General features: G+C 61.5%; 13 protein-coding genes and 1 tRNA gene. 4 read left to right on the top strand and 10 right to left on the bottom strand.

All coding sequences use genetic code 11. From position 1 onward, the window contains the following. Positions 1-709 (bottom strand): proline--tRNA ligase (gene proS / locus B3873_RS07535; RefSeq protein ID WP_286865012.1); only part of this gene is annotated, 709 nt, incomplete at its 3' end. 226 nt (positions 710-935) lie between these two features. Between proS and B3873_RS07530 the strand changes: the two genes are divergently transcribed. Further along, positions 936-1,526, top strand: coding sequence for an RNA pyrophosphohydrolase (locus tag B3873_RS07530; RefSeq protein ID WP_134221186.1), 591 nt, complete (start codon positions 936-938; stop codon positions 1,524-1,526). A 5-nt stretch (positions 1,527-1,531) separates the two neighbouring features. Further along, entirely contained in the window at positions 1,532-2,110 is a 579-nt protein-coding gene (locus tag B3873_RS07525; RefSeq protein ID WP_286865013.1) for a CNP1-like family protein, read from the top strand. A gap of 125 nt (positions 2,111-2,235) precedes the next feature. Here the strand turns inward: B3873_RS07525 and proB are convergent, their stop codons facing one another. From proB to rplU, 4 genes are all read right to left on the bottom strand, one after another. Continuing rightward, complete coding sequence (gene proB, locus B3873_RS07520; RefSeq protein WP_121042575.1) at positions 2,236-3,354, bottom strand: glutamate 5-kinase; 1,119 nt, start codon at positions 3,352-3,354, stop codon at positions 2,236-2,238. Between the two features lie 116 nt (positions 3,355-3,470). Beyond that, positions 3,471-4,580 carry an Obg family GTPase CgtA gene (gene cgtA / locus B3873_RS07515; RefSeq protein WP_039790469.1) on the bottom strand — a complete coding sequence of 370 codons (1,110 nt, stop codon included), beginning with the start codon at positions 4,578-4,580 and terminating at the stop codon, positions 3,471-3,473. 201 nt (positions 4,581-4,781) lie between these two features. Then, positions 4,782-5,039: a 50S ribosomal protein L27 gene (rpmA, locus tag B3873_RS07510; RefSeq protein ID WP_039790468.1), complete on the bottom strand. Its 258-nt coding sequence runs from the start codon at positions 5,037-5,039 to the stop codon at positions 4,782-4,784. A 48-nt stretch (positions 5,040-5,087) separates the two neighbouring features. After that, a complete protein-coding gene (rplU, locus tag B3873_RS07505; protein WP_006713215.1) occupies positions 5,088-5,399 on the bottom strand; it encodes a 50S ribosomal protein L21 in 312 nt (103 codons plus the stop codon). Positions 5,400-5,758: 359 nt separating this feature from the next. On the opposite strand from rplU, the gene ispB reads away from it, so the two are divergent. Then, a complete protein-coding gene (ispB, locus tag B3873_RS07500) occupies positions 5,759-6,709 on the top strand; it encodes an octaprenyl diphosphate synthase (RefSeq protein ID WP_186450175.1) in 951 nt (316 codons plus the stop codon). 16 nt (positions 6,710-6,725) lie between these two features. Continuing rightward, positions 6,726-6,802, top strand: a tRNA-Pro gene (locus tag B3873_RS07495). A 307-nt stretch (positions 6,803-7,109) separates the two neighbouring features. On the opposite strand, the gene B3873_RS07490 is transcribed toward B3873_RS07495, so the two are convergent. The 5 genes from B3873_RS07490 to B3873_RS07470 all read right to left on the bottom strand — a co-directional run bounded on the left by B3873_RS07490 (position 7,110) and on the right by B3873_RS07470 (position 11,784). Then, a complete protein-coding gene (locus B3873_RS07490) occupies positions 7,110-7,397 on the bottom strand; it encodes a hypothetical protein (protein ID WP_286865010.1) in 288 nt (95 codons plus the stop codon). A gap of 87 nt (positions 7,398-7,484) precedes the next feature. Continuing rightward, positions 7,485-8,675 carry a CsgG/HfaB family protein gene (locus B3873_RS07485; RefSeq protein ID WP_286865009.1) on the bottom strand — a complete coding sequence of 397 codons (1,191 nt, stop codon included), beginning with the start codon at positions 8,673-8,675 and terminating at the stop codon, positions 7,485-7,487. A 59-nt stretch (positions 8,676-8,734) separates the two neighbouring features. Beyond that, positions 8,735-9,358, bottom strand: a complete 624-nt coding sequence (locus tag B3873_RS07480) for a hypothetical protein (protein WP_034333952.1) — start codon at positions 9,356-9,358, stop codon at positions 8,735-8,737. A 45-nt stretch (positions 9,359-9,403) separates the two neighbouring features. Further along, positions 9,404-10,609 carry a hypothetical protein gene (locus B3873_RS07475; protein WP_286865006.1) on the bottom strand — a complete coding sequence of 402 codons (1,206 nt, stop codon included), beginning with the start codon at positions 10,607-10,609 and terminating at the stop codon, positions 9,404-9,406. Beyond that, positions 10,600-11,784, bottom strand: coding sequence for a hypothetical protein (locus tag B3873_RS07470; RefSeq protein ID WP_286865005.1), 1,185 nt, complete (start codon positions 11,782-11,784; stop codon positions 10,600-10,602). Before B3873_RS07470 ends, B3873_RS07475 begins: the two co-directional genes overlap by 10 nt. Between the last annotated feature and the right edge of the window lie 429 nt (positions 11,785-12,213).

Here is a 12,213-nt window from a genome sequence, read left to right as displayed (position 1 = left end):
CGGCCGCTTCCATGTTGGCGGCGTAATCGGAGGTCGGGCAATAGACCAGTGCGTCCTCACCGGTGGCGGCGATCACGTGGAACTCGTGCGAACCGGAACCGCCGATGGCACCATTGTCGGCGGCCACGGCGCGGAACTCCAGGCCGAAGCGGGTGAAGATGCGCACGTAGGCGTCATACATGGCCTGATAGGACTTCTTCAGGCCATCGACATCGCGGTCGAAGGAGTAGGCATCCTTCATCGTGAATTCACGGCCGCGCATGAGGCCGAAACGCGGGCGGCGCTCGTCGCGGAACTTGGTCTGGATGTGATAGAAGTTGACCGGCAATTGCTTGTAGCTGCGCAGTTCGGTACGGGCCACATCGGTGACCACTTCTTCGGAGGTCGGCTGGATGGCGAAGTCGCGGCCATGGCGATCCTTCACGCGCATGAGCTCGGCCCCCATCTTGTTCCAGCGGCCAGTTTCCTGCCACAGCTCGGCCGGCTGCACCACCGGCATCAACAGCTCGACGGCACCGGCGCGATTCATTTCCTCGCGCACGATGGCTTCGACCTTGCGAATCACGCGCAGACCCATGGGCATGTAGGTGTAGATGCCAGCTCCCAGACGCTTGATCATGCCGGCACGCATCATCAGCTTGTGGCTCACGATTTCAGCGTCGGACGGGGCTTCTTTCAGGGTGGAAATAAAAAAACGTGAGGCGCGCATGACGGTCGGTTCTTTTTAAAAAGAGGAGGGTTATAATCGTTCCAATTTTAAAGGATTAGCTGGCTGATGCGCCCTTTCTTTGCAGATTTGCTCCTAGTTTCAATGACATCCGTGCATCGATGTGATTGCTCCTGACCGCCTGGCGTACCGGCTTTGCCGCGTGCGCCCGCAGTCGCATGAGCCTGCCTGAAAGGGACTTCCAGCCGCAGAAAGTTTGAGGATCACCATGCTGGATCGAGAAGGCTTCCGCCCGAACGTCGGCATCATCCTGCTCAACGCCAATAACGAGGTGTGGTGGGGCAAGCGCGTACGCGAGCACTCCTGGCAATTCCCGCAAGGCGGCATCAAGCACGGCGAGACCCCCGAACAGGCGATGTTCCGGGAACTGGAAGAAGAGATCGGCCTGCGTGCCGAGCACGTCAAGATCATCGGCCGCACCCGTGACTGGCTGCGCTACGAAGTCCCCGATCATTTCATCAAGCGCGAAGTGCGCGGCCATTACCGCGGCCAGAAGCAGATCTGGTTCCTGCTGCGCATGGTCGGGCGCGATTGCGACGTCAACCTGCGTGGCACCTCGCATCCGGAATTCGATGCCTGGCGCTGGCATGACTACTGGGTGCCACTTGATGTGGTCATCGAGTTCAAGCGCGAGGTCTATCAGCAGGCGCTGCAGGAATTGTCGCGTTTCCTGAGTCGTCCGGGCCACGGCCCGCGCCGGGCCGAGCAAGCCGGGCGCATAGCGCATCCCCACAAGAATCCGGGCCAGGCCGCACAAGCCCAGCCCTGCAACGGCGCGAGCACGCCGGAAACCAAGTGAGTTCCATGCCCTCTTTCCAGCAACCTGAACCCCCACATCCCCTGTTCACCGTGCGCGGCCTGCGCCGCGCGGTGCTGGCCTGCTCGCTGCTGGCGGCCTGCGCCGGCGCACTGGCACAGAGCTTCGATGAAGACTTCGACGACGAGGAAAAGCCCTGGCAGGAAATCGCCGTGCAGTTGCCGCCGACGCCGCAAGAGCAGAACCTGGCCGAGTTCTATCTCAGCCCGAATGCCACCATGAAGGGCTACATCGATACCAATTCCGTTTCGATCGGCACCGACAAGGTGGTGCGCTACACCGTGGTCACCAAGACCGAAGGCGGTGCGGTCAACGTGATGTACGAAGGCATGCGCTGCGAGACCTGGGAAAAGAAGACCTACGCCTTCGGCCATCCCGATGGCAAATGGTCGCGCTCGCGCCGCGACAAGTGGCAGCCGATCCGCGATATCGGCGTCAATCGCATCGATGGCGCGCTGTTCAAGGATTATTTCTGCGAAGGCAAGATCATTGCCGACAATGAGAACGTCAAGAGCATCGTCAATCGCCTCAAGACGCAGACGCGTATTGATCCTGTGCGTCGCTGATCCCGGCGGCTGGCTCGAAGCACACAATAAAAAACGCGGCCTTGGCCGCGTTTTTTATTGTCCGCATGAAATGATTTATATCGTATAAATCGTATAAATTATTTCTTTACTGCAATGCATCGCCTTCACAGCAGCACCAGATTATCCCGATGCACCAGTTCCGGCTCCTCGACAAACCCGAGGATGGCCTGGATCTCGGAGGAAGGATGGCGGATGATGCGCCGCGCATCCGAGCTGTTGTAGTTGCTCATGCCGCGCGCGATGGCGCGGCCGCTCTCGTCCACGCAGGTAATCACGTCGCCCCGGCCGAACTCGCCCGAGACTTCCACCACGCCGATAGGCAGCAGCGACTTGCCTTCCAGGCTCAGCTTCTGCACTGCGCCGGCATCGAGCACCACGCGGCCGGCGGTCTTCAGGTGATCGGCCATCCATTGCTTGCGCGCGGTCAGTTGCGCGGTCTCGGCATTGAGCTGGGTACCGATGGCTTCACCTGCAGCCAGGCGCGTGAGGACCTGTTCCTCTCGTCCCCAGGCAATCACGGTATGTGCGCCGGAGGTGGCCGCGCGCTTGGCGGCGAGGATCTTGGTCAGCATACCGCCGCGGCCGATGCCGGTGCCCGTGCCGCCGGCGATGAGCTCCAGCGACGGGTCGCCGGCACGCGCTTCGGAAATGAGGGTGGCCGCCGGATCCTTGCGCGGATCGGCGGTGAACAGGCCCGGCTGGTCGGTGAGGATGATGAGCGCTTCGGCTTCGATCAAATTGGCCACCAGCGCGCCAAGGGTGTCGTTGTCGCCGAACTTGATTTCATCGGTGACCACCGTATCGTTCTCGTTGATGACCGGCACCACGCCCAGTTGCAGCAGGGCGAACAGGGTGGAGCGGGCATTGAGGTAGCGTTCGCGGTCGGCCAGGTCGGCGTGGGTCAGCAGCACCTGTGCGGTGTGCAGGTCGTGCTTGCGGAAACTGGTTTCGTAGATCTGTGCCAGGCCCATCTGGCCCACGGCCGCGCAGGCCTGCAGGTGATGGATGCCGGTGGGGCGCTTGTCGAAGCCCAGGCGCTGCATGCCCTCGGCCACCGCGCCGGAGCTGACCAGCACCACTTCCTTGCCGAGCGCACGCAATTGCGCGATCTGTTCCGCCCAGCGGGCGATGGCGTTGGCGTCCAGGCCCTTGCCATCATTGGTGACCAGGGAAGAGCCAACCTTGATGATGAGTCGCTTGGCGCGTTGAATGACCGATTGCATAGTGTTCCGGGTTCTGATTCTTCTGGGAGCGGTCGTAAAATCCGACAGGCAGAGATGATAGCCCGAACCGCCCCCGCGCGCAGCCCCAAGAAGGATCAGGGCTGCGCCGGGATGAATCAGTCCAGGACCTTGAAGCGCGGATCGTCCGGATCGATGCTGGAGATGGCGCGGGCTTCCTCGGTCATCTGGGTTTCTTCGGCGCGGTGCTCTTCGTTGCGCTTGGTTTCCAGATACTTGTAGATATCGTTGATGAGCTCTTCGCAGCCATCACGGTTCAGTGCGGAGATCTCGAAGACCGGGCCCTTCCAGCCGAAGCGCTTGACGAAATCCTTCACGCGCTTGGCACGCTCGGCCTCGGGCACCACGTCCAGCTTGTTCAGGACCAGCCAGCGCGGCTTGTCGAACAGGGACTGATCGTACTTCTTCAGTTCCTGCACGATGGCCTTGGCTTCCTTGACCGGATCGACTTCCTCATTGAAGGGGGCCAGGTCGACGATGTGCAGCAGCAGCCCGGTGCGCTGCAGGTGGCGCAGGAACTGCACGCCCAGACCGGCACCATCGGCCGCACCTTCGATCAGGCCGGGAATGTCGGCGATCACGAAGCTCTTTTCATGGCTCACGCGCACCACACCCAGGTTGGGGTGCAGGGTGGTGAAGGGATAGTCGGCGATCTTCGGACGGGCATTGGAGACGGCCGTGATGAAGGTCGACTTGCCCGCATTGGGCATGCCCAGCAGGCCCACGTCGGCCAGCACCTTCAGTTCCAGGCGCAGCTCGCGGCGTTCGCCTTCCTTGCCTTCGGTCTTCTGACGCGGGGCGCGGTTGGTGGAGGTCTTGAAGTGGATGTTGCCCCAGCCGCCTTCGCCGCCCTTGGCCAGCATCACGGTCTGGCCGTGGAAGGTCAGGTCGGCGATGTGTTCGCCGGTGTTGATGTCGACGATGAGCGTGCCCACCGGCATGCGCAGGTAGACGTCATCGGCACCCTTGCCGTAGCAGTCCGAGCCACGGCCGTTTTCGCCGCGACCGGCGCGGTGCAACTTGGCGTAGCGATAGTCGATCAGGGTGTTGACGTTACGGTCGGCCACGGCCCAGATGGTGCCGCCCTTGCCGCCGTCGCCGCCGTCGGGACCGCCGAAGGGGCGGAATTTCTCGCGGCAGAAGCTGGCGACACCGTTGCCGCCATCCCCCGCCACGACTTCAATACGTGCTTCGTCGATGAATTTCATGATTTGGACGCCTCATGGGACATGGGAGCCGCTAACAAAACGTCGATGCACCTCGGTCCTGGTCAGGACCCACCCCGGAGCTCCCGACGGAAGCCTGGGCTCGGCGCTTTGTTGACGGCTCTTCAAAAATCAAAAAGGCTCCACCATCGGCAGAGCCTTTTTTATGCCTGGTTTCCGGGCGAACCCGGATGACAGGAACGCTTACGCCGTAACGACGGTAGCGTATTGACGCTGTTGCAGGCCCTTGACAACGAACTTGACCTTGCCGTCCTTCAGGGCGAACAGGGTGTGGTCCTTGCCGACGCCGACGTTTTCGCCAGCGTGGACGCGGGTGCCGCGTTGACGGATGATGATGCCGCCAGCGTTGATCACTTGGCCGCCATAAACCTTGACGCCCAGGCGTTTCGATTCTGAGTCACGGCCGTTGCGCGTAGTGCCGCCGCCTTTTTTGTGTGCCATTTAAAACTCCTTGATGACTTTGGATGAGCAGTTCGTTCGGGTCAACGCTCAAGCGTTGATCGAGACGATTTGCAGTTCGGTGTAGTTCTGACGATGGCCTTGACGCTTTTGGTAGTGCTTGCGACGACGCATCTTGAAGATGCGGACCTTGTCATGGCGACCTTGCGCTACCACAGTAGCCAGCACCGTAGCACCTGCGACCAGCGGCGCACCGAACTTCACGGTTTCGCCTGCGCCCACTGCGAGCACTTGATCCAAAGTGATTTCGGAGCCAATGTCAGCCGGTATCTGTTCTACTTTGAGTTTTTCGCCAGCAGCAACTTTGTATTGTTTGCCGCCGGTTTTTATGACCGCGTACATGTGAAACCTCACGAATGAATGAATAAGAACGATTTTTCCCTTGCCGCACCCGTCAAAAACCCATGGCGAAACAGGAAAACCGCAAATTATACAGGCACTTAGCCGCTCGGTCAAAAGGCTTGACACTTTGCCCGACCTCTGTACAACACAGTTTCCGGCAGGACAATGGAAGAGGACTTGCCTGCCAAGCAACCCGCATCCCCACCCATGTTTTCATTCCATCAATGAAAAACCTTTACTTTCCGGTCTCAGGCTCTTTGGCGTGCCCCTGCCTTGTCATCGTATAATCCGGGGAATAACCATTTTCCACAGGTTCCGCCTTGTCTGCCGCCGTACAAAACGCTTCGCAACAAACCATCATGCATCCGATCGTCGCCGACATGGAGGCGGTCAACGCAGTCATCCGCCGGCAGCTGTACTCGGAGGTGCCGCTGGTCAACCAGGTCGCCGAATACATCATCAGTGCGGGCGGCAAGCGCCTGCGCCCGGTGCTGGTAGTGCTCATCGCCAATGCCTTCGGCTACAAGGGCGAGCATCACCACTCGCTGGCGGCCGTGATCGAATTCATTCATACCGCCACGCTGCTGCATGACGACGTGGTCGACGAATCCTCGTTGCGCCGTGGCAAGCAGACTGCCAATGCCATGTTCGGCAATGCGGCCTCGGTGCTGGTAGGCGACTTCCTGTATTCGCGGGCCTTCCAGATGATGGTGGCGGTGGGCAATCCGCGCGTGATGGAAATCGTAGCCGACGCCACCAACGTCATCGCCGAGGGCGAGGTGCTGCAGCTGCTCAACATGCACAATCCGGATGTCGATGAAGCCGGCTACCTGCAGGTGATCCGTTCCAAGACCGCCAAGCTGTTCGAGGCCGCCAGCCAGATCGGCGCCCTGATTGCCGGTGCCGACGAAGCCGGCATCGAAGCTGCCGGTGAATATGGCCGCTCCATCGGCACCGCCTTCCAGCTGATCGACGACGTACTGGATTATTCCGGCAACAGTGCCGAGATCGGCAAGAACGTCGGCGACGACCTGCGCGAAGGCAAGCCCACGCTGCCGCTGATCTGGCTGATGCAGCACGGCACGCCGCAACAGCGCGAACTGGTGCGCACCTGCATCGAGAACGGCGACGAACAGCATTTCGACGAAGTGCTGTCGGCCATCACCCATTCGGGCGCACTGGCTTATACGCGCGAACAGGCGGAAATCGCCGCCCGGCGCGCTGCGGATGCAATTATTTCACTTCCCGATAGCCAATTCAAAAAATCCCTGTTAGAATTATCGGCTTTCGCAGTAGATCGAAATCACTGACTTAGATCTCACTCGACGGGGTGTAGCTTAGCCTGGTAGAGCGCTACGTTCGGGACGTAGAGGCCGGAGGTTCGAATCCTCTCACCCCGACCAGAATTACCTTGTAGATCAAGGACAAAAAAGCCCAGCAGCGATGCTGGGCTTTTTTATTGCCTGGAATTTTTGCCTTTTTATTCCTCGGCCCCGCCAAAACCGGCTGCTTTGATGCGATCGGAGAAAAATCCTTCATTTCGACAGCCATTTTCGCTTTGCCGCCGACCTGCTTTGCGCTGGAGACCGGCACTGAACAAGAGGGCGCAGCGCAAACTGGCGATCCTCGACTATGCGTTGAGTCATCATCAAGCGTCGCGGCCCGGCGCCATCCTTTTCTATCCTTGCGCACCGGGCCACGCTCTACGTCTTACCACTTGTCATCTACAACCGGTGCGCTGGCCTTGGAACCCTCACTGGCTGCCGCAGCCACGTTCGGCTTCCCGTTCTTGGCCTTGGCTGGTGCAGAAGCTGCAGCCACCGGCGCCGCGGCTTCCTTGCCATTGGCCGCACCGGTTTCAGCGGCAGCGAGCTTGGGCAGTTGCCCGCGCAGCTCGATGGCACCGGCAGCGAAAGGCTTGTCACCCAGCTTGCCGTCCTCCTCCACCGTGCCATAGGAAGTCTGCGCAGCGACGCGATCAATGCGGATGGTCCCCACCGGCGTTTCCTTGCGCCCCAGCGAATTGCCGGTCTGCGGGTCCTTGAGTTCTTCCCCCAGATAGACGGCCTTCCAGCGCTGGCCCGCCTACAGCGATTCACCACCCTGGCTCAGGACCACCTGATCGCCCTCCAGCGAGACCACCGATACCGGGAAGATTTCCGTCACGATGGCACCACCAATCTGACTGGACAAGGCATCCATCAACCCGGCCGCCATGCTCTTGCCATCGATGACCCGCGGCATCGTACTCGGATCGGCACTGGCCAGCTTGTGCTCGAAGCTCTGCGACAGCACCACCTGGCCGGTGGCCGCGTTGACCAGCCGCAAGGTGATGCGACCGCCGCCCGCGTACGACACCAGCTCACGTTCGGACATGCGCAGCTTGCGTACCGAGCGCGGATAGTCGAAGCGCTCGATGGTCGGAATCAGCAACAGATCCGTGGCCAGTTGCTGGCCGATGCGGGCACTGTCCTGCACACGCACGTTGCCGCTGTTGATGTGATCGATCTCGGCTTGCAGCTCGGCACCGAATTCGCGATCCAGCACGATGAAGCGCCTGGTCTGCGTGAGGATGTCCGACAGGCGGCCACGCACCGCACGCGCAACTTCATCGGAGGCAACCTTGCTATCGCCGACCGCATAGGTGGACACCAGGGTCTTGGGCAGCACCACCACGATCTTCGGCCGGCCCTTCTCATCGGGAGCCTGGTACTGGGCGATCTCGGCGCGCAACTTGACCTTCCAGTAGCTGCGCATGGCCTTGTGACTGAGTTCGGCCGACGCCGACTGCGCGCCCTGGCTGCCCTCCCCCTGCACCGCCGAAGAATAGCGGTACCCGGCGTCACTGGCCTGCACCTTGGCGACAGTCTCTTCATCAAGCTTGTCGATTTCCTCCTGCGAGAGGATCTCGTAACTCAGCACCGCACCCTGCGAGGCCGCGACCATGCGTTGCGCGAAGGCCTCGGTGCGCACGGAATCCCGCTCGCCGTTGACCACCACATCGAGCCCCTGCCGCAGGCTGTGCATCCGGTTCGCCATCTGCACGCCGTTGACCTGCGCCACCGCCGATTGCAAGGCAGCCACCACGGCCAGTTCCAGCGTGCTGCCGACCGCCTCGGCCTCGCGGCTGACGCGGCTGGTACTGCCCACGCCCAGCGCCGGCGGCGCCGGCGACTGTGTCGCCGCCGTGGACGTCGTCTGACTGCTGGCAGAAACACCAGCAGCCGACTCGTCCTTGCTGTCACAGGCCGACAGCAACGCCATCGACAAAACCATCAGTATTGCTCGCACTCTTGGCTGCATGGCGTCCTCTCAATGGAACAGTCCGGGCGCCATCACAGCACGCTGGTGGCATCGGCCGGGACTGCCACGCCATTGCTCCTGGCGAAGCTGACCGCATTCTTCAGCAGCCCGGTCAGGTTGCCGATACTGGTGGGCAGGCTCTTGACGATGTAGGCACCCGATTGCAGACCGGGCAGCTGCATCGGCGAGGCGCTGCTCAGGCCATTGGCAAACGTCTGCGCCTCGGCCGACATGGCGATGTATTTTTTCACCCCTTGGACCAGTACCACCAGGCCCTCTGCGTATTCCTTCCTGGCCGCCTCATCCTTGAGGGTGGCACCGCTCTTCAATGCGTCGGAGATGGCCTGGGCATCGGCGCTGATGGCCTTGTCCTGCGCCTCCAGGTCGCTGGCCGACATCGAATCGGACGTCGCCGCCGCATTGATGGCCTGGGCCTTGATGCCAAGCGCTGCACCGATGTGGCCGTTGGCAGTCAGCACGTCCTTGCCGGCCGCACGATAGGTGCGCGTGAGCTGCGACTGCTGTCCGGACAGATCGGCACCTGTACTGGAAGAAGCGGGCTTGCTGCCTCCCAGGAAATTGCCGAACTGGGCGAAGCTGGTAACAGGGAAAACCAGGGCCATCGAGACCACGGCGAACGCGATAGATTTTTTCATGAAGATCTTTCAGTCAGAGGGAAACAAAGGAAAAAAGCGGCGCAATCACTGCAGTCCCATGGTGGCCATGCGGCTCGACAGTTCCTGGGCAGCATTGCTGGCGGCGGCCTTGAGCGCATTGCCACGCGCCTCCTCTTCGGTCGGTCCGACGCCGGCATAGGCCACCGGGCCCACCGCCACGCGGGTGCGGGGAATGGGCTTGGTCACGTCCCACACCTTGGCATTGACGGTCACCGCCACGCGCTGCAGCCCGCTCTGCGGATCCTTCTCGGCCAAGCCGACGTCCAGCGTGCCCAGGGCGATGTAGGGGATCTGATGTTCCTTCATGCCGGCTGCGATCGCGCGCAGGGTCTGCGGCTGCAAATCATTTCCGGATTTGTAGTCGGCCTCGATGGCGGCGATCTTGAAGCCGGCGGTTTCCACCATGGCCGCTTCGATGACGTCATAGCCGGCCTGGGAGAACTTGGCCACGAAGGTCTGGTTCAGGTTGGCACTGGGCAGCACGCGCCAGGTAGTGTCGGTCGCCTTGCGCGTGGTGCTGCCGCCGGTCTCCGAGGTGACGGTCGACTTGGCCGACACGTCGACACCGTTACGGCTCTCGCGCGAGATCGCACCCTGGGTCCTGACGCGCCCCTTCCCTACCGATTCACCTTCGTTGGTGGACTCCTTGTAACTCTCCTTGGCGGTGGCCGAGCCGGAGAATTGCGCACCCTCGTCCTGGCGTTTGTAGACGCGATCATCGTAAGACTTGGCGCTGTCCACCTGGCGCGAGACGAACACGAAGCTCATGGCCGACTTCTCGCCCTGGGCTGCCTTGCCCACCGCCGAGCTGGCCTGCACGGCGTTGCGCAGATTGGCCACGTTCAGCGAGACGCGCACGGCGATGGTGTAGCGCATCTCCTTGGGGTCATCGGTTTCGGAGAGCACGGTGGTATCCAGAATGTAGCGATCCTGATTCTCAAGAATCTTGGCGCGGATCGCATCGAAGTTGGCCGACTCCGATTGACCGGCTTCAGCGTAGTAGCTTTCGACCGCCTTCAGCGCGGCCTCCTGGCGTGCCTTCTGCTTGATGGCCGGCGAGGCCTCGGTGCGGTCGAATACGCCAACCGATTCCTTGTAGCTCAGCGAGTACTGGCCACGGGCCTGCTGGATCTGCGCCAGGGCCGGCTGCGCCGACAGGGCCAGCGCCGCCATCAGCAGGATGAGGAAAGACCGGCAAAGATGGCGGATGGGATGGCGATTTATTTGCATGACTTCATCAACTCCTTGGTGTGGACAATCTGTTGTTCGATGTCTTGAGCGGCAGCGGCGCTCTTGAGCCATTTCTCGTCACCCCGGCCATCGATGACCTGGGCCAGCTTGACGAACATGCCATTGAGCGCGTCATAGAAATGCGGGAAGTCGTCCACGTAATCCTGGCTGGCCGGAATCACGCGCGACTCGCCGTTCTTGAGCGCGGTATCCAGATACACCTTGTTGCCCAGCGGTTCGATCAGGCGGATGCCGCCGTAGGCACCGTAGACGTAGGTGGTGGCACCGCCTTCAACTTCGCTGAACCGGACCTTCTTGAAACCGGTGAGATCGACGCTGATCTCGTAGTCGGGCTTGGGCAATTTGAGGTCCCACACGGCCCCATCGGAGACGCGGAAGGACATCACGTTGCCGATCGCATAGCCCTTGCTGAAGGGCAGGATGGGTACGCCGGCGCGTGTGGAGATGGCTTCGCCGGCCAGATCGGCGGCCCAGTTCTCCAATGCGCCGGGAGCGGACTTCAGGAAGTCAGGCAGCAGGCCAGATGCCTCCGGGCTCACCTGCACGTTGACTACCTGCAGAGTGCGCGACACCTGCGCCGGCAACTCGGCCTTGGCCACGTTGTTGACGAAGCGGCCGAGTATGCCGGGCTTGCCGCCGTTGCCTTCGTAGACCAGGGCGATGCGGGACAGGATCTCGCCTTCCGAAGCCGGGTGATCCAGGACGTCGACGTAGGCAAAGCTGACGGGATAGGAACGGATCACGTTCATGGACTTGAAATCGAAGAACATCACCTGCGCGCGCACCACGATCAGCAGTTTGTGCAGGCTGCCGAAGCTTTCCTCGGAGACCATCTCGTTGCCGACCACCAGCGCCACGGCCAGCGCCTGGTCGCGGCCCTTGAGTTCGTCGAGTTGCGGCACGATGCGCAGGTGGGCTGGCGGCGTGGCCTGCAGTTGCTGCATCAGTGTCTGATGCAGGGTGGTGCCGGCACGCTTGCGGGTCGCCTCGTAGCGGCGCGAATACGGAAAGCGGTCGTCCAGCGTGCTCTCGCTGCCGGAATAGGCGAAGCCCGCGAAAGCCACGTCGAGCGGCTGCTGTGCCTGGGCCAGGGAGGAAAGAAAGAGCAGCAGCAGGCCCGCAAGCCTCTGCAGCACAGTTGGAAGGTAAATCACTGCATCCCCAAACGATGAACGCCGTCGCAGGGTGAACGGCATCCTGTTGCTCACAGGTGCATCGGGGGAGGAGAAGCGATGGAAGACCGACTCATGCCCCGGCGATGCACCGCTGACGCGGTGGTCCCGGGGCAGGCTGCACCGGAAGCATCGGTACCAAAATGGAGGGCAGAGATTAACCGAGGGAAATGGAATTACCGTCGGACGAGAATAATTTGCGCTGAAAGTCTAAATTTTTTCGATGTGCGAGAACTCAGGGACATCGGACCGTTCATGCGGCTTCGCATGGCGTGTGTCCATGCTCCATGAAGGGAGGAGCCAGTGGAGGGGGGAGAAAAAGAAAGGGAAGGAAGAGCCCGTCGCGCTTCATCAGATTGAGCCGCCGGCCCATCCGGACCGGCTCAACTCAACGCAATTCACTTCAGCCCC

The organism is Herbaspirillum sp. UBA812 (assembly GCF_002296545.1).
Classification (GTDB): Bacteria; Pseudomonadota; Gammaproteobacteria; order Burkholderiales; family Burkholderiaceae_D; genus Herbaspirillum; species Herbaspirillum huttiense.
The sequence above is the reverse complement of the archived record's forward strand: the minus strand, read 5'-3'. Positions and strand labels throughout refer to the sequence as shown.